Source organism: Kitasatospora griseola (genome assembly GCF_044999035.1).
GTDB classification, from domain to species: Bacteria; Actinomycetota; Actinomycetes; order Streptomycetales; family Streptomycetaceae; genus Kitasatospora; species Kitasatospora griseola.
Genome location: NZ_CP173360.1, coordinates 2,959,213 through 2,976,448, shown reverse-complemented (window position 1 = coordinate 2,976,448; position 17,236 = coordinate 2,959,213). Strand labels below are relative to the sequence as shown.

Below are 17,236 nucleotides of genomic sequence, written 5' to 3'. Positions count from 1 at the left end.
GACGGGGTGCAGTTATCCCGTCGACCGGCCCCGGCCGCGCTGTTAGGGTCCTGGCTGTCGGGAATCCTTCGAGGCCACCAGGCCGGCCAGGCCTGTCACTGAATGTATGTAGGAACTCTCACTTTCGACCTGCTCCTCGGCGACGTGCACTCGCTGAAGGAGAAACGGTCGATCGTTCGGCCCATCGTGGCCGAACTGCAGCGCAAGTACAGCGTGTGCGCCGCAGAGGTCGGGAACCAGGATCTGCACCGCAGGGCCGAGATCGGCTGTGCGGTGGTGTCCGGCGACGCCGGGTACGTCAACGAGATCCTGGACAGCTGTGAGCGGCTCGTCGCCGGCCGCCCCGAGGTGATGCTGCTCTCCGCGAGGAGGCGGCACCACCACGACGACGACGAATGACCTGCGGGCGTCACCACCGTCACACCCGCACCGAACCGAGAGCGCCCACAAGGCTGGGCGCGGGCGGGTACGTTGGGGAGAGGGCCCCACCGGGTCCAGGTCATGACCCGGGTACCGCGCCTACTGCACGAGGAGGCAAGGCAACGTGACCGACACCGCAAGGGCGCGCAAGCTCGCCGACCGCATTCAGGTGGTCGTGGCGGAGACCCTGCAGCGCCGGATCAAGGACCCGCGACTCGGGTACGTCACCATCACGGACGCCCGGGTGACGGGTGACCTGCGCGAGGCCACCGTCTTCTACACCGTCTACGGCGACGAGACCGACCGCGAGTCCAGCGCGGCCGCGCTGGAGAGCGCCAAGGGCATCCTGCGCTCCGAGGTCGGCAAGCAGACCGGGGTGCGGTTCACGCCGACCCTGACCTTCGTCGCCGACGCGCTTCCGGACAACGCCCGGAACATCGACGACCTGCTGGACAAGGCCCGGGTCTCCGACGCCGCGGTCCGCACCGCGGCCGCCGGGGCCACCTACGCCGGCGAGGCCGACCCGTACAAGGCGGCCCGCGACGACGACGAGGACGAGTGACCACGGCCGGGAAGCCGGCCGAGTCCGGCGCCGCGGGGGCGGTCTCCACTGTTGAGGTGGAGACCGCCCTCGCGGTGCTTCCGGGCCCGCGCAGCGGGTCGTCGCCCGAACCCGGGGCGCAGGGCGGCGACGGTCGTTTCGAGGCCGCGTGGGAACGCGCCCTGGAACTGATCGCGGGCGCCGACGAGATCGACCTGATCTGCCACATCTGCCCGGACGGCGACGCGCTGGGCTCCGCGCTGGCCGCCGCGCAGGCGCTGCGCGGTCTCGGAAAACGGGTGCGGGTGTCCTTCGGCGAGGACCCGCAGATCATCCCCGAATCGCTGTCCTTCCTGCCCGGGCAGGACCTGATCGTCCCGGCCGCCGCGGTGCCCGCCGCGCCCGCGCTGGTGCTGGCCTTCGACGCCGCCTCCGAGGAACGGCTCGGCCTGCTGCGCGACAAGGCCTTCGCGGCCGGCGCGCTGGTGGTCTTCGACCACCACGCCTCCAACCCGGGCTTCGGCGACGTCCGGCTGATCGACCCGTCCGCGCCCGCCACCGCCGTGCTGGTCGACGAACTGCTGCGCCGGCTGCGCGTCCCGCTGGACCAGCCGATCGCGACCTGCCTGTACACCGGCATCGCCACCGACACCGGCTCGTTCAAGTACCGGGCCACCACGCCCGCCACGCACGAGATGGCCGGGCGGATGCTGGCCACCGGGATCCGGCACGACCTGATCTCCCGTCAACTGTGGGACACCACCTCGTTCGGCTACCTGAAGGTGCTCGCCGGGGCGCTGGACCGCGCCGTGTTCGAGCCCGAGCAGGCCGGCGGGCACGGGCTGGTGTGGACCTGGGTGCCGTACCAGGACCTGGCGCTGTTCGGCGTCACCGTGGAGGAGATCGAGGGCCTGATCGACGTGCTGCGCAAGCCCGCCGAGGCGGACGTCGCGCTGGTGCTCAAGCAGGACCCGGACGGCACCCTGCGCGGCTCCTGCCGCTCCCGGGGCGCGGTCGACGTGGCCGCGGCGTGCGCCCGGCTGGACGGCGGCGGGCACGTCTTCGCGGCCGGATTCTCCGCCCGGGCCGGGGTGCCGGAGACCGTCGAGCGGTTCCGGGTGGCGTTGGCGGAAGAAAGCGCGCGCTAGGCTCGTCCGGTTCGGTGGACGGTCGCGGCAGCGGCAATGCAGGGAATGAAACGATAGAGCGATGAAGCGTAAAGGGACGGGCCCCGACGGGCTGGTCATCGTGGACAAGCCGGAAGGCATCACCTCGCACGGCGTGGTGGCCAAGCTCCGCTGGCTGGCCGGCACCCGCAAGGTCGGGCACGCCGGCACCCTCGACCCGATGGCCACCGGCGTGCTGGTGATCGGCGTCGAGCGGGCCACCCGGCTGCTCGGGCACCTGATGCTCACCGCGAAGACGTACGACGCCACCGTCCGGCTCGGCCAGACCACCATCACGGACGACCGGGAGGGCGAGATCACCGCCTCCGCCCCGGCCGACGCGGTGGCGCGGGAGGCGATCGACGCCGAGATCGCGAAGCTCACCGGCGAGATCATGCAGGTGCCGTCCAAGGTCAGCGCCATCAAGATCGACGGCAAGCGCTCGTACGCCCGGGTCCGCGAGGGCGAGGACTTCGAACTCGCCGCCCGGCCGACCACCGTGCACTCCTTCACGGTGCACCAGGTGCGCCCGGCGGTCGCCGAGGACGGCACGCCGGTGCTCGACCTCGACGTGACCGTGGAGTGCTCCTCCGGCACCTACATCCGCGCACTCGCCCGCGACCTGGGCGCCGCGCTCGGCGTCGGCGGCCACCTGACCATGCTGCGCCGCACCAGGGTCGGCCCCTACTCGGTCGAATCCGCGCACACCCTGGAGCAGTTGGAGGAGAAGCTCGAGGTCCTGCCGATCGCCGACGCCGCCGCGGCCGCGTTCCCGCGCTGGGACATCGACGCCGAGCAGGCCAAGCTGCTCTCCAACGGCATGCGACTGCCCGCTCCCGGCCTCGGCGTGGACGGCCCGATCGCGGTCTTCGACCCGGACGGACGGTTCCTGGCGCTGGTGGAGGAGCACGCCGGGAAGGCCAAGCCGGTCGCGGTGTTCGTGGGCTGACCGACGGTCAGGGCGCGTGCGCGATTCCGCCCTCGGCTCGCCGCTGATCGGCCTCCGCCCCGGCCTCGCCGGTGCCGGTGTCGGGGGACGTCGGCTGCGGTGCAGCCGGTGATGGTGCAGGCGGGCGGCGCGGGCGCCGGGGGTTCGCCGGCGTCGACCGGTGGGGGTGACGACGCGTTCGCGGTCGCCCGGTCGGGGGTGGGCGCGGTGGCGCTCGGCGGTGGGCTGCCGGTGGCGGCGCGGCGGCGGAAGGCCGGCCCGCGCCGAGTTCCGGCAGTCGGTGAACGGCCCCGGTGGAGAGCTTCTCCGCCGGGGCCGTTCGGCGTCTCAGCGCAGGGCGAGGCGCCAGTCGTTGCTGTGCAGGAACCGCCCCGAACCCCGGGGGTACTCGAACTCGCACGGGCCCGCGTCGGTGAAGCCGAGGCGGGCGCACAGGGCGTTGGAGGGGGCGTTGTCGGTGGCCGGGAAGGCGTGCAGGGCGCCGGGGGCGGTGCGGTCCGCGGCCGCCACCTCGCGCAGGGCGGCGAGCATCAGGCGGCCGGCGGCGAGCGCCAGGCCGTGGCCCTGGAACTCGGGCAGGACGTTCCAGCCGGTCTCGTAGATCTCCTCGCCCTGCCAGTCGCGCCGGTGGTAGGCGATCGAACCGGCGGGGGCGCCGTCGGCCAGCACCGCGTACATGACGCCGCCCAGCGCCGGGAGTTCGAGGTAGCGGCGGTGGCGGTGCAGCAGCTGTTCCGGGGTCTCCGGGCCGCCGACATGACGGCGCATCAGCGGCGTGTTGATGCGCTCCAGCAGGGCGAAGCGGGAGTCGGACCAGGGGTCGAGGCGGACGTCCATGCCCGGATGCTGGCAGACCGCCGCCCGCCCGGCCCACCGGTTTTCCGGGGGCGGCCGGGGCGGTGCGCGGCGTGTCGCCGGGGGCGCGCGAGGTGAACGGGTGTGGTGAGCGGGGCGCGCGGGGTGCTGTGGGGCTGGTGGGGGGCAGGCTGACCGGCGGCCGGAACAGCGGCCGCAGAGCGGAGGGAGGACCGGCGGGATGGGCGAGGGCGCGAGCGCCGGCTTCGCGGGAGACCCGGCGCACGGGCTGCTGCGCATCCGGGACGTGCAGGGCCGGCTGTGCGGGCTCGGGTTCGTCGCCGACCGGCAGGGCACGGTGGTGACCGCGCACGAGGCGGTGGCGGGCCTGCCCAGGCTGGTACTGCACACCCCGGGCGGCCAGTCCAGGGTGCTCGGGCCGGAGAGCGTCGACCTGCTGCCGGAACGCGGTCTGGCGCTGCTGCGGACCACGGCGGTCGGCGGCGTGCCGGGCCGCGCGCTGCCGATCGGGCGCGGCGAGGTCGGCGGCCCCGTCGTGGTGCCGCACCAGCGCCGTGAGGACGGCACGCCCGCGCTGGCCCGCGGCGGCCTGCTCGGCCGGGAGAACGGCCGCTGCGGGGACGGCGCGCAGACCCGGACGGTCCCGGGCGTGCTGCTGCTCGACCTCCCCGCGGCGCCGGTGGCCGGCGCGCCCGTCCTCGACCCGGACACCGGGGCCGTGCTGGCCGTCGTCGCACCCCGGGTGCGCACCGCCGGCGGGTCCGGGGTGGCGGCCGTTCCGCTGTCCGTCGACGTCCCGGCGGGGGACGGCCCGCTCGGGCTGCTGCTGGCCCGCAACGCCGCCGGCGTGCCCGCGTTCGGCCGCGCCCTCAACCTGGCCGGCGGGCTGCGCCTGACGGCCGCCCAGCTGGACGCCGCCACCGCCGGCCCCGGCCGGATCACCGAGCTTGCCGCCGACCGGGTCGACCGGCCCGACGGCCTCAGCGGCGAGGAGCCGCAGGACACCCTGACGGTGCTGCTCGGCGAGGCCGGCAGCGGGCGCACCACCGAACTGGCCGCGCTGGCCGTCCGCCGGGCCGGCGCCGCCGAACCGCTGCCCACGCTCTGGCTGCGCGGCGCCGACCTGGCCCTGGGCGACCGCGCCCTCGGCGACACCCTGCACCGCCGACTCGTCGCGGCGGCACGGCAGTTGGGCGTCCCCGAGGTGGGCCCGGCGGAGCTGGCCGAACGGTGCGCGGACGGCGGCCGCCCGCTGCTGGTGGTGCTGGACGGGCCCGAGGAGGCCCCGCTGGCGCTCTCCGCGCGCTGGCTGACCGGCGCCCTGGAGTGGCTGGGCGCCCACCGCGCCCGCGCCCTGGTCGCCTGCCGCCCCGACGGCTGGCAGCAGCTCGGCCCCTGGCGGTCCGCCGCCCGGGCGCTCTGGCTGGGCCCGCTCACCGACGACGCGGCGGCTCGGGCCGGGCGGCGCTACGGGCTGCCCGAGCCCTTCCTCGGCCCCGCCGACCGCGGCCACCCGCTGGCGCTGCGGCTGGCCGGCGACCTGCGCGGCGCGGGCGTGCACGGGCCGGTCGCCGACCGCGGCGAGCTCTTCGACGGCTGGCTGGACCTGGCCTGCCTGACCGTCGCCCGCCGGATCGCCCCCGTCGCCGGCGGCCAGCGCCGCCACCGGCGCGGCGGCCCCGTCCCGCCCGGCGAGGACGCCAGGCAGCTCCGCCGGCTGGCCGTCGTGGTGGCCGGCCGGCTGCACGAGGCCGCCCGGCTGATGCTCGGCGCCGGCGACGGGGCGCTGCCCGCCGCGGAGTTCGACCGGCTGTTCCCGGCCGCGGGCGGCTGGGCGCGGGCCGTCCGCGAGGAACACCTGCTGGTCCCGGCGGGCGCCGGGCACCGGGCCGCCCACGAGGAGTGGGGGGAGTGGCTGCAGAGCCTGCACCTGGACCTGGACGCGGCGCTGCGCCTGCTGCTGGCGGAGGAGGACGCGACGGCCGACGCCCCCGGCGACCCGACGGCCCGGAACGTCCTCGCGCCCGCGGCGGTCGGGGTGAAGGGCCGTCAGGGCGCGGTCGGCCGGGCCCGGGTGGGCGTGGTGGCGGGGGCGCTGCGCCGGGTGGGGGCGGCGCGCGGCGCGTGGGCGCTGGACGGCTGGCTGCACCGGATCCGGCTGGCGCTGGAGCGGGCCGAGCCGGGCGGCGACCCCGACTGGTGGGCGGGCCGGCTGCTGGCGGCCGGGATCGCCGGCAGCCCCGAGCCCGGCGCGCACCGGGAGCTGCTGGAGTCGCTGGCGGCCCGGGCCGGGCGGGACGAGCGCTTCGGCCCGGCGTTCTGGGTCGCCCTGCCGCTGCCCGCCGCCGACCGGGTCGCGCTGCTCGGGCGGCTCGCCGGCGACCCGAGCGGCCCGAGCGGCCCGGACGGCGGCCCGAGCGGCGGTCCGAGCGGCGGCCCGAGCGGTCCGGGTGGCCCGGGCGGCCGGGCGGAAGCGGTGCGGGAGGCCGTCGCGGAGCTGCTGGCCGCCGACCCGCACACCGTGCTGCCACTGCTGTGCGGCTGGTACGAGCACGCCGGGCCGGCCGCCGCCGACCTCGCCGACGCCCTGCTGTTCGAACACCGGGCACTGGCCCTGGACGAGTTGACGGAGGCTCTGGTCGCGGCCGCGCACCCGCGGGCCGACGCGCTGCTCGGGCGGCTCGCCGAGCGGGAGCCGTCCGCGCTGTGCCGGGCCGTCGACCGGTGGAGCCACGACCCGCGCCCCGAACGGCACGTCGCGGCCGCCGTGCACGCGCTGCGCACCGCCCCGCACGCGGGCGGCTCGGGCGCGCAGCTGCTGCGGCTGGCCGCCGGCACCCTGCTCGCCAGGGACGACGAACCGGCGCTGCACGGCGCGGCGCTGGCGCTGCTGGTGCGCGACCCGCAGACCCGGGCCGAACACCTGCCGGCGGCGCTGGCCGGCTACCGCGCGGGCGACCCGTTCCTCACCGAGGAGGTGCTGGGCGACCTGGTCGAGGAGTACCCGGCCGAGGTGCTGGCGGCGGTCCGCGAGCGGTCGCGGCTGCCCGGGGCGCGGGCCGGCGACGGGCTGCGGGCGTTCGACCGGGCGGCGGACCCGGCGGTGGTGCGCTCCGGGGTGCTGCTGGCGGCCGAGCTGCTGCGCGAGCGGCCCGAGCGGGCCGGGCAGATCGCCGACCACCTGGACCGGCTGCTGGACGCCGGGCGGGACGGCCGTCCGCTGCTGCCCGCGGTGCTCGCCGCCGGGGCCGCGGCCCGGGCCCGCTTCGCGCCGGTGCTGGCCGCCCCCGGCGCGGGCCGTGGAGGGCTGCTGGACGCCCTGTTGGCGGCCGAGCGGGATCCGGTGGTACTGGGCGCCGTGGTGGAGGCGCTGGCGGCCCGGCACGCCGGTCACCCGCCGTCCCGGGTGCGCGAGTTGCTGCGCCGGATCGCCGGCGGCTGGCCCGGGGCGGACGCCGTCCTGGTGCGCTGCGCGGGCCGCTGGGCGGGGTTCGCCCGGCTGCTGGCGGACTGGCCCGCCGACGCCGCGCCACCGCCTGCCGGGCCCCGGCTGACCAGAATGCGGACGCTCACGGCGGCCGGCCGCGACCCGCAGTACGCCGCCGCGGAGGCCGAACGGCAGGTGGACCGGCCCGGCGGCCGTCTGACCGGTCACACCGGAGGCCTTCCGGTACCTGGACAGGGGCGGTCGCATGGCACGCTATAGGGGTTCGGTTTCGGTCTTTCGAGTGCACCGGGTGTGCACACCGTAGGAACAAGGAGCGGTCAGGTGCAGCGCTGGCACGGCCTGGAGGAGATCCCCGGGGACTGGGGGCGCAGCGTCGTCACCATCGGATCGTTCGACGGGGTCCACCGCGGACACCAGTTGATCATCAATCGGGTGGTCGAGCTGGCCGGGGAGCTGGGGGCGAGGTCGGTCGTCGTCACCTTCGACCCGCACCCCAGCGAGGTGGTCCGCCCGGGCAGCCACCCGCCGCTGCTCGCCCCGCAGCCGCGGCGGGCCGAACTGGTCGAGCAGCTCGGCGTGGACGCCGTGCTGGTGCTGCCGTTCACCGCCGAGTTCTCGAAGGAGTCGCCGGAGTACTTCGTGCAGTCGGTGCTGGTCGACGCGCTGCACGCGAAGGCCGTGGTGGAGGGCCCCAACTTCCGCTTCGGGCACCGCGCGGCGGGCAACGTCGAGCTGCTCGCCGAGCTCGGCCGGGCCGACGACTTCGCGGTCGAGGTGCTCGACCTGCAGGTGCGCGGCGCCGCCGGCGACGGCGAGCCGTTCTCCTCCAGCCTGTGCCGCCGCCTGGTCGCGGCCGGCGACATGGCGGGCGTCGCCGAGGTCCTGGGCCGCCCGCACCGGGTCGAGGGCGTGGTCGTCCGGGGAGCCCAGCGCGGCCGCGAACTCGGCTACCCCACGGCCAACGTGGACACCGTGCCGTACTCGGCGATCCCCACCGACGGCGTGTACGCGGGCTGGCTGACCGCCGACGGCGAGACCATGCCCGCCGCGATCTCGGTCGGCACCAACCCGACCTTCGACGGCACCCACCGCACCGTCGAGGCGTACGCCATCGACCGGGTCGGCCTCGACCTGTACGGCAAGCACGTCGCCGTCGACTTCCTCGCCTGGCTGCGCGGCATGGAGAAGTTCGACAGCATCGACGCCCTGCTGGAGCGGATGGCCGAGGACGTCAAGCGCGCCCGGGACCTCACCGAGCGCCCCTGACCCGCCCGGCACCGGGAAGCCCCCCGCGAAGAACCTCTCGCGGGGGGCTTCCTGATGTGCGCTCAGCAGCGCGTGCGCCCGGTCGTCCCTGCGCCCGGCCGTGCCTGCGCTCAGCCGTGCTGCGGCGGGTAGCCGTAGCCGGGCGGCGGGGCCTCGTGCGGCGGCGGGTAGCCGTAGCCGGGCTGCGGCGGACCCTGCGGCGGGTAGCCGCCGGGCTGCTGCGGCGGATACTGCTGCGGCGGCTGCTGCCACGGCTGCCCGGCCGCCGGGTAGCCGCCCTGCTGCGGGTACTGCGGCGGGTACGGCTGCTGCTGCGGCGGGACGCCCTGCTGCTGGGCCTGCCAGCCGCCCTGCTGCTGCGCCTGCCAGCCGCCCTGCTGCTGGGCCCGGGCGATGTCCTCGCCGACCAGCGCCGCCAGCTCGAAGTAGGCGTCCCGGACCTTCGGCCGCATCATCGCCAGGTTGACCTCGGCACCGGCCGCCAGGCTCTCGTCGAACGGCACCACCACGACGCCGCGGCAGCGGGTCTGGAAGTGCGCCACGATGTCCTCGATCTTGATCATCTTGCTGGTCTCGCGCACTCCGGAGACCACCGTGATCGACCGCTGCACCAGGTCCGCGTAGCCGTGCGCGGACAGCCAGTCCAGCGTGGTGGAGGCGCTGGACGCACCGTCCACGCTGGGCGTCGCCACCACGATCAGCTGGTCCGCCAGGTCCAGCACGCCGCGCATCGCCGAGTAGAGCAGACCGGTGCCGGAGTCGGTCAGGATGATCGGGTAGTGCTGCCCGAGCACCTGGATGACCTGGCGGTAGTCCGAGTCGTCGAAGGTGGTGGAGACCGCCGGGTCCACGTCGTTGGCGACGATCTCCAGGCCCGAGTTCGGGTCCTGCGAGGTGAACTGACGGACGTCCATGTAGCTGCGCACGTGCGGGATCGCCGTCACCAGGTCGCGGATGGTCGCCCCGGTCTGCCGCTTGATGCGGCGGCCCAGGGTGCCCGCGTCCGGGTTCGCGTCGATCGCGATGACCTTGTCCTGCCGCTCGCTGGCCAGCGTCGCGCCCAGCGAGGTGGTGGTCGTGGTCTTGCCGACGCCGCCCTTGAGGCTGATCACCGCGATCCGGTAGCAGGTCATCACCGGGTGCCGGATCAGCTCCAGCTTCTGCTGCTTGCCGGCCTGCGCCGACTTGCCGCCGAACTGGAACCGCGACTGCTTCTGCACCTTCGGCTGCCCCCGCAGCAGCCGGTCGGAGGAGAGCTCGACCGCGGCCGTGTACCCCAGCGCAGCGCCGTGCGCCGCCGCCTGCGGACCGGGCTGCTGGAACTGGGCCGGGGCCTGCGGCGCGTTCTGCGGGCCCGAGTGCTGCTGGTACGCCGGGCCCGGCCCGGCCTGCGGCCAGCCGCCCGCCCGCGGATCCACCGGCGGCTGCCCGCCCCACTGCTGCTGGCCCTGCTGCGGCGGGTACGGCTGCTGCTGCACGGGCGGCTGCTGGCCCTGCTGCGGATACACCGGCGGCTGCGGCTGGTTGGGCCACGGCTGCTGCTGCATCGGCGGCTGCTGCATCGGCGGGTGCTGGCCCTGCTGCGGGTACACCGGCGGCGGCTGCTGCTGCATCGGGGGCTGCTGCTGCGGGACCTCCTGCACCGGCTGCGGCGCGGCCGCGAGCTCCACCGGCGGCGCGACGGGCACGCCCTGCCCGTGGGTGGCCGGCCCGGGCTGCTGCTCGGGGCCCGGCGCGACCGGAGGCTGCGGGGCCGCGTCCGGCGCGCCCGTCACCGGTGCGGTGGTCGGCGGAACCTGCGCCTGCACGGGCTGGGGCTGAGGCTGGTGCGGTTCCGGCGCGGGCGCCGGCTGCTGGACCTCCGGCTGCACCGGCTGCTGTTGCTGCTGCACCGGGGGTTGCTGCACCGGCGGCTGCTGGACCGGGGGTTGCTGCACCGGGGGCTGCTGCTGGACGGGCGGCTGCTGGGCCGGGCCGGGAGCGGCGCTCTGGGTGTACCAGGACGGAGCAGTGTAGTCCGGGGCATCGGACCAGTCATCGTCGTCCTCGGCCGCGTTGTCGCCGACGTAGACGCCGTCCCGATCGCTGCTCACTGGGGCTCCCTCGTTCTCGCCGACGACGCGTCGGCGGTTGCCTTCGGGCAACAAGACTAGGCCGTGCAGGCGCATCCGCTGAAGGCGGAGCACGACCTGACGGCGGATCGGAGCGGGTCGGCCGACCGGTCCGTCCCTCGGGGAACACCGGCCCCACGGGACGCACCGGCCGGCCGGCCCGCGCGACGCGGCCCGCCCGGCCGCACCGCGTCAGTCCATGCGGCGCGGGCCGCCCAGCACCTGGGTCTCGGCCTCGCCCGGGTTGGTCATCACGTACTGACGGCGCATCCGGGTCGCCCACAGGGTGATGTGGTCGGGCATCGTCGGCAGCGTGTTCACGTCGCCGGGCGACAGCGACAGCAGCCGGCCCACCAGCTCCGACTCCTGCGGCGACACCCGCTGCAGGCCGACCAGGTCGGCGGCGTTCAGCACCCGACTGGCGTTCGGACCCAGGTAGGGAAGCACCGTCAGCGTGGTCTGCCACGGCGCCGCCGACAGCCGGCTGCGCGACGGCCGGGCACCCAGGTCGCGGACCACCAGGACGGGTGACGCCACCGACGCGCCCTGCGCGCCCAGGCGGCCCACCTGGTGGATCGTCACGCACGGCTGCCCGCCGCCCGCGGCCTGCGCCATCGGCGCCCAGGCCTGCGGACGGCCGGTCTCCACCGCGATCCGGGCGCCGGTGGCGGCGGCGCGCAGCGCGATCAGCTGCGCCGTCCACATGCCGCCGACCAGCACCACCTCGTACTGCGTCGGCCGGAACAGGCCTATCACGGCGGGCTGTTGCTGCTGGTCCAGGCCGATCACCACGCCGTCGTCGCCGACCGGGAAGGCCAGCGCCGCCAGGTCGTCGACGGTCAGCACGTGCTTCTCCCGGCGCGGACCGCGCAGGCCGAAGCCGGGACGGACCCGCACCCGGGGCAGTTCGGCAGGCTGCGGGGCCTGGCCGGAGTAGGTCTGGTAGGCCATCAGGACGTCCCTCCCAGGGGCAGCGTGGCGAGCAGGCCCGGGCCGTGCTCCTGGTCGAGGCGGGTCAGCGCCGTGCCGCTGTGCTGGGCGCGGGACTCCACCAGGCGGCCCACCTGGGCGATCTCGCTCTCGCTGCGCGCGGTCAGCCGGACGTGCCCGCTGAGCGCCACCGAGCCGCCCATCGCGCGGGTCGCGGTGACCGAGAAGGTGGAGGCGAACGCCGCCGGGGTGCTGGTGAGCTGGTTGACCAGCTCCGGCGCGGCGACCCGGCCGCCGCCGGCGCCCGGCCGGGTCAGCTCCGGCCACTTGGAGATCCAGTAGGTGGCGTGCCAGCGGTCGTCGATCCGGCAGAACTTCGCGGACTCCTGGGCCCGGCGCACGCCGACCCCGCCGCCGCCGGAGCCCTGACGGCCCGCCACCGCCACCGGGTTGGCGCACACCGAGATGGCCAGCGCCGCGATCAGCTCCCGCTCGTCGAGCACGGTCGCGGTGAAGCCGGCGCTGTTCAGCCGGCCGGCCAGCTGGTCGGTGACCCGCTGGAGGGCCTTGCGGGCGCCCTCCTCGCCGCCGCCGCGGGCCAGCACGGCGGTGGAGGCGCGCTCCGGGTCGAGCTTGACGGCGACCCACGTCAACCGCAGCGCAGGAGTGTTCACTCCTCCGGGTGCCTGCTGGTAGGCGCGCGCGGCCAGCGAGTGCTCCGGCAGGTGCGGCGCGGGCGCCGGCTGGGTGTGCTGGATCAGCTGCACCGACTCCAGCGGGATGTCGTCGACCTGCAGGACCGAGCAGATCAGGTCCAGCGGCAGCGAGGAGTTGGCGCGGCCCGGGCGCAGCGGCTGGTCCTTGGACTGCACCAGCAGCACCGAGGTGAAGAACGTGCCGTCGCCGACCATGCCGGTCTCGCGACGCAGCGGCCGCCCGTCGCCGAGGTCGGTCTCGATCGCGTGGGTGCAGGTGCTCAGCGCCGGCTCCAGCTCCATCACCGGCGCCAGCGCCGGGTCGGTGCCGGGCGGCGGAACGTTGTACTTGGCCTCCCGGCGGCGGGAGTTGTACGCGGAGCGCACCCCCATCGCCTCGCCCGTGGTGCGGCCGCCGAGGCGCAGCAGGGCCACCACCACGAGGACCACCGCGGGCACCGCGAGGATCGCGGCCACCAGCTTGTCGATCGACCAGCCGACCGCCACCAGGGCGACGGCGACCTCGAGTTGGACGATTTGCTTGAGCTCCAGGCGGCGGGCGAGCAGCCCGGGCCTGGGCAGCAGCCGCAGGCCGACCGGCCCGGTGGGCGCCGCGACCGGGGCGGTACGGGCCCGCCGCCCGCCCTGGGCGTCCGGCCTCCGACCCTGCGAGGTGGAGCGTCGTCGTGCTGGAGCGGACTGGCTTGGCATCCCCCGAATTGCCCTCTCTGCTTCAGATGTGCCGTCAGATCCCCGTGCGGCTGCGGCCATCAGGGCCACCGGCCGCGGGCCGGGTCGACGGCCCGGATGGCGGACCGTCGGAGCCTACCCGTTACCGTACTCACCGTCTGCTGCCGCATCGTAGAGGGTTGACCGTTCCGGACGCCCGTCGGGTGGCAGACTCACGCACAGCACAAGCGCGTTGACACCCGCAGGTCGGGTCACACAGGGGAGACGGGGACGAGCATGGCATCACGCCGGGACGAGCTGAACGCCTACACCTTCGCCCGCAAGCGGATGGTCGGGGCCTTCCTGCAGCCGGGGGGCGGCGGCAACGACGAGGACGCGCCGCGTCCGATCCGCGCGGTGCTGCCGAGCTTCGTGATCGGCGCCGTGGTGGTGGCCGGCTTCGGCATGTGGGGTGTCATCAAGCCCAGCGCGCCGCCGAACTGGGACAGCGGCAAGTTCATCCTGCAGGGCAAGTCCTCGACCACCCGCTACGTGATCCTGCCCGACCCGAAGACCAACCAGCCGACCCTGCACCAGGTGCTGAACATGTCCTCGGCCCGCCTGGTGCTGTCCGAGGGCGCCACCGTGCAGACGGTCGCCGACGACGTGCTGGACAAGTACCCGCGGCGCGGCCCCGCCATCGGCATCCCGTACGCGCCGGACAAGCTGCCCAAGGGCGACGACGCGGGCAACGCCAAGCTGTGGTCGGTCTGCGACAAGCAGGGCAAGGACAACAAGCCTTCCTCGGTCGGCCAGTCGGTGTTCGTCGCGGCCGGGGCGGACGCCAAGACGCTCCAGGGCGACCGGATGCTCCAGGACGGCCAGTCCCTGTTCATCCAGGTGCCCGACGTGACGAACCAGTCGGGGCCGGACACGCCGGGGTCGAAGTACCTGGTGGACAACCACGGGGTGATCCACGCGATCGGCGTCGAGGAGACCGGCCCCAAGGAGAAGAGCGACCTGGTGACCGCTCTGTTCGGCCCGAACGCGACGCCGCAGCGGGTCACCAAGGAGTGGTTCGACACCATGGCGTTCGGCGACCCGATCGTGTTCCCCCGGATCCAGAACATCCCCGGCAACTCGTCGGGCGCCTCCTCGCTGGAGCTGTCGCAGGCCTCGGAGAAGAAGGTCGGGCGGCTGATGAAGTTCCAGGACCAGTACTACGCGGTCGGGACGAAGCAGCTGTACAAGATCACCGACTTCCAGGCGAACCTGATGTTCAACGACCCCAACACGCAGGCGACGGCGTACGACGGCAAGCCGCCGGCCTACGGACCGCTCGGCGCGGGCGACCTGAGCAAGCTCGACAGCAAGATCGTCGCGGAGCTTCCGGGGCAGCCCAAGGACTGGCCCACGCACAACTCCCCGGCGGTCAACGTCGGCGAGAAGGACCCCCGCACGGTGATCTGCTCGACCTTCAACGGTTACGAGAACGACCAGATCAAGCGCACGGTGTGGGCCGGCACGACCTACCCGGCGGACATCACCTCGGACTCGGCCAGTGCGCACGTGACGCCCGGTCACGGCCTGCTGTACCGCTCGCTGGACGGCCAGAGCAAGCCCGCCGACGGCGGCACCGGCAGCGGCTTCCTGATCACCGACTCCGGCCTGCGCTACTCGCTGCCCGCCAACAACGACGGCGGCAACGCCACGGCGGGGGCCAGCCCGAACCCGCAGGGCGGCGACAAGAAGAGCACCAACGAGGCCCAGGCGCGGCTGGGTTACAAGTCCGTCAACCCACAGTTCGTGCCCGACAAGTGGTCGCAGCTGGTGCCGGCCGGTCCGGTGCTCAACACCAACACTGCACTTCAGGCCCAGAACGCCTGACGGATCGTCAATGCCGGTACGGGAGTTCAGTGTCATGGTCTGGTAACTACCCGCTACCCGGTGTTGGGTCGGGCGCGCTTGGCCGTTACAGTGCTACAGAGCACCACGCCATGTGGTGCCCGTGCGGGTGCTCGCCACAGGGGTGCCCGGACGAAGTCTGTCTCATGGGGGACGGTGGATCATGGCAGGTCAGTTCACGACGACCGCGGAAGAAATGACCGCGTTCGCTAACCGCATCAGCGAGGTCAACCAGCAGGTCCAGGGCGAGATCAACCGCCTGAACAACCTGGTTTCCGAGATCGCTTCCGGCTGGAAGGGCGCGGCGGCGACCGCGTACCAGCAGATGCAGTCGCGAGTCACCGAGGACGCTTCGGCGCTGAACAAGATCCTCGACGAGATCCGTCAGGCGATCGAGGCGACCACCAAGCTCTACTCGATGACCGAGGAAGAGCAGCGCGCTGCCGTCGGTGGCATCTCCGGCTGACGCCGGGCCCGGTAATCGTCATTCCGCGCCCTCGCGGGGGCGCGCCGTGCATCCATCGACAAGGAGACATCAATGTCCGACGGCGGAATTCTCGTCAATTTCCAGACCATCCAGAACGCGGGCTCGGAGGTGCGCCAGACTGCGGCGCGCGTCCAGGGCCAGCTGGATGACCTGAAGGCGGGCGTGCAGCGCATCGCTTCTTCGTGGCAGGGCTCGGCCCAGGAGGGCTACCAGGCCCGCCAGGCGCAGTGGGACGCCAAGGCTGCCGACCTGCAGCAGGTGCTCTCGCAGATCGCCTCCGCGCTGGACAACGCGGCGCAGAGCTACCAGCAGACCGAGAACCAGAACGCGCAGCTCTGGGCCTGAGTATCCCTCTCGGGACTCTGCGCGTAAGCGCTCTCTTTCAAGGGCGGGCGTCCCACGGGGCGCCCGCCCTTCGCGCGTGGCACGGGGCACGCGCCCAACACGGGTGGAAGCAATGAGGGGTGGACTTCAGGTGTCGTCAGGATCGTTGCGCCGGGCCGGCGCGGTGCTGCTGGTGCTCGGGGTGGTCGGCACTGCCGCCGGGGGCCCCGCCTACGCCGAGCCTTCGCCCTCGGCCTCCGGGGGATCCACGTACCGACCGCCGGTGACCATCGCGGCCTCCGGCGACTGCGCCAACAAGGACGTCGAGGCGGTGCCGTGGGCGCTGCAGCGGGTCGTCCTGAACGAGCTGTGGGGCGTCGACAAGAACGGCCTGGCCACGCACTCCGGCAAGGACGTCACGGTCGCCGTCATCGACACCGGCGTCGACACCGCCAACCCGCAGTTGACCGGCAAGGTGATCGACGGCCCGGACCTGCTCGGCGAGTCGATGGCGTCGGGCGGCACGCAGCGACCGGCCGGCACCAGCACGACCGACCCGGTCGGGCACGGCACCAAGGTGGCGGGCATCATCGCGGCCGCGCAGCGGGACAAGGTCGGCTTCGTCGGCCTGGCCAAGGACGCGAAGATCCTCTCCATCAGGCAGAACGACGCCGAGGGTCACGGCAGCGTCAACACGCTGATCAAGGCCATCGACAAGGCGATCGAAGCGGGCGCCGGCGTCATCAACATCTCGCAGGACGTCCGGGTCGAGATCGACCCGAACAAGCCCCTCGACTCGCCGTTCCAGGAGGAGCCCGACCTGAAGCGGGTGCTGGACAAGGCCGAGTCGAAGGGGATCGTGGTGGTCGCGTCCTCCGGCAACGACGGCGCCGAGGGCCCCACCTACCCGGCCAAGTACGAGACCGTGCTGGCCGTCGGCGCGTCCGACCGGAACAACGAGCGGGCCACCTTCTCGCAGTACGGCGACTTCGTCGACGTGGTCGCGCCGGGCGTCGACATGCTCTCCACCGTGCCCGGCGCGGGCCAGTGCACCGACAACGGCACCAGCTTCTCCGCGCCGTACGTCTCCGGCCTGGCCGCGGTGCTCAAGAGCGAGCACCAGGGCTGGACCGCCCAGCAGATCCGCACCGTGATCGAGCAGACCGCCCAGCGGACCGAGCACGGCCGCAACAAGTGGATCGGCTGGGGCGTGGTCGACCCGGTCAAGGCGGTCTCGTTCTCGGGCACGCCCGAGGCGTCCCCGCACCCGGACCCGCCGACCAAGCTGGACTCCAACCAGCTGATCGCGCAGCCCGCCGGTCTGGAGGAGACCCAGGCCGACCGGGACCGGCGGACCGGCACCTACGTGCTGGGCGCCGGTGTGCTGCTGGTGGCCTGCCTGGCCGGCGGTGCGATCGTCGCCCGCGACCTGGGCCGTCGCCGCCGCAGCTGACCGCTCGGAACCCGTCCGAGGGGCCGACTCCGGAAACGGGTCGGCCCCGCCGGTCG

General features: G+C 74.4%; 14 protein-coding genes. 10 read left to right on the top strand and 4 right to left on the bottom strand.

Annotated elements, in window-relative coordinates:
* Nucleotides 1–102: 102 nt before the first annotated feature.
* The 4 genes from ACI1MP_RS13315 to truB all read left to right on the top strand — a co-directional run bounded on the left by ACI1MP_RS13315 (nucleotide 103) and on the right by truB (nucleotide 3,076).
* Complete coding sequence (locus tag ACI1MP_RS13315) at nucleotides 103–399, top strand: DUF503 domain-containing protein (RefSeq protein ID WP_043909696.1); 297 nt, start codon at nucleotides 103–105, stop codon at nucleotides 397–399.
* Between the two features lie 145 nt (nucleotides 400–544).
* Nucleotides 545–982: a 30S ribosome-binding factor RbfA gene (gene rbfA, locus ACI1MP_RS13310; protein ID WP_043909699.1), complete on the top strand. Its 438-nt coding sequence runs from the start codon at nucleotides 545–547 to the stop codon at nucleotides 980–982.
* Nucleotides 979–2,109 carry a bifunctional oligoribonuclease/PAP phosphatase NrnA gene (locus tag ACI1MP_RS13305; protein WP_388001064.1) on the top strand — a complete coding sequence of 377 codons (1,131 nt, stop codon included), beginning with the start codon at nucleotides 979–981 and terminating at the stop codon, nucleotides 2,107–2,109. The genes rbfA and ACI1MP_RS13305 overlap by 4 nt, the downstream gene beginning before the upstream one ends.
* A 61-nt stretch (nucleotides 2,110–2,170) precedes the next feature.
* Entirely contained in the window at nucleotides 2,171–3,076 is a 906-nt protein-coding gene (gene truB / locus ACI1MP_RS13300; RefSeq protein ID WP_380342869.1) for a tRNA pseudouridine(55) synthase TruB, read from the top strand.
* A 327-nt stretch (nucleotides 3,077–3,403) separates the two neighbouring features.
* Here truB and ACI1MP_RS13295 read toward each other — a convergent pair whose 3' ends face one another.
* Nucleotides 3,404–3,913, bottom strand: a complete 510-nt coding sequence (locus ACI1MP_RS13295) for a GNAT family N-acetyltransferase (protein WP_404868739.1) — start codon at nucleotides 3,911–3,913, stop codon at nucleotides 3,404–3,406.
* A gap of 199 nt (nucleotides 3,914–4,112) precedes the next feature.
* Here ACI1MP_RS13295 and ACI1MP_RS13290 point away from each other — a divergent pair, with 199 nt between their 5' ends.
* Together ACI1MP_RS13290 and ACI1MP_RS13285 are read left to right on the top strand one after the other, a co-directional pair.
* Nucleotides 4,113–7,598, top strand: coding sequence for a serine protease (locus ACI1MP_RS13290; protein WP_404868738.1), 3,486 nt, complete (start codon nucleotides 4,113–4,115; stop codon nucleotides 7,596–7,598).
* A gap of 63 nt (nucleotides 7,599–7,661) precedes the next feature.
* The gene (locus ACI1MP_RS13285) at nucleotides 7,662–8,606 is read left to right on the top strand and encodes a bifunctional riboflavin kinase/FAD synthetase (protein ID WP_083462140.1); all 945 of its coding nucleotides are present in this window, start codon (nucleotides 7,662–7,664) and stop codon (nucleotides 8,604–8,606) included.
* Nucleotides 8,607–8,716: 110 nt separating this feature from the next.
* Here the strand turns inward: ACI1MP_RS13285 and ACI1MP_RS13280 are convergent, their stop codons facing one another.
* The 3 genes from ACI1MP_RS13280 to eccE all read right to left on the bottom strand — a co-directional run bounded on the left by ACI1MP_RS13280 (nucleotide 8,717) and on the right by eccE (nucleotide 13,053).
* On the bottom strand, nucleotides 8,717–10,699 hold the full coding sequence (locus ACI1MP_RS13280) for an AAA family ATPase (protein ID WP_404868737.1): 1,983 nt from the start codon (nucleotides 10,697–10,699) through the stop codon (nucleotides 8,717–8,719).
* Between the two features lie 210 nt (nucleotides 10,700–10,909).
* Nucleotides 10,910–11,668, bottom strand: coding sequence for a hypothetical protein (locus tag ACI1MP_RS13275; RefSeq protein ID WP_043909706.1), 759 nt, complete (start codon nucleotides 11,666–11,668; stop codon nucleotides 10,910–10,912).
* On the bottom strand, nucleotides 11,668–13,053 hold the full coding sequence (gene eccE / locus ACI1MP_RS13270; protein ID WP_380342857.1) for a type VII secretion protein EccE: 1,386 nt from the start codon (nucleotides 13,051–13,053) through the stop codon (nucleotides 11,668–11,670). The genes ACI1MP_RS13275 and eccE overlap by 1 nt, the downstream gene beginning before the upstream one ends.
* Before the next feature lie 255 nt (nucleotides 13,054–13,308).
* On the opposite strand from eccE, the gene eccB reads away from it, so the two are divergent.
* The 4 genes from eccB to mycP all read left to right on the top strand — a co-directional run bounded on the left by eccB (nucleotide 13,309) and on the right by mycP (nucleotide 17,180).
* Nucleotides 13,309–14,898 carry a type VII secretion protein EccB gene (eccB, locus tag ACI1MP_RS13265; protein WP_380342854.1) on the top strand — a complete coding sequence of 530 codons (1,590 nt, stop codon included), beginning with the start codon at nucleotides 13,309–13,311 and terminating at the stop codon, nucleotides 14,896–14,898.
* A 181-nt stretch (nucleotides 14,899–15,079) separates the two neighbouring features.
* Nucleotides 15,080–15,382 (top strand): WXG100 family type VII secretion target, encoded by a 303-nt coding sequence (locus ACI1MP_RS13260; RefSeq protein WP_189277026.1) that lies wholly within the window; start codon nucleotides 15,080–15,082, stop codon nucleotides 15,380–15,382.
* Between the two features lie 72 nt (nucleotides 15,383–15,454).
* Nucleotides 15,455–15,748, top strand: a complete 294-nt coding sequence (locus tag ACI1MP_RS13255; RefSeq protein ID WP_189277024.1) for a WXG100 family type VII secretion target — start codon at nucleotides 15,455–15,457, stop codon at nucleotides 15,746–15,748.
* Nucleotides 15,749–15,878: 130 nt separating this feature from the next.
* Entirely contained in the window at nucleotides 15,879–17,180 is a 1,302-nt protein-coding gene (mycP, locus tag ACI1MP_RS13250; RefSeq protein ID WP_380342850.1) for a type VII secretion-associated serine protease mycosin, read from the top strand.
* The last annotated feature ends 56 nt before the right edge of the window (nucleotides 17,181–17,236 follow it).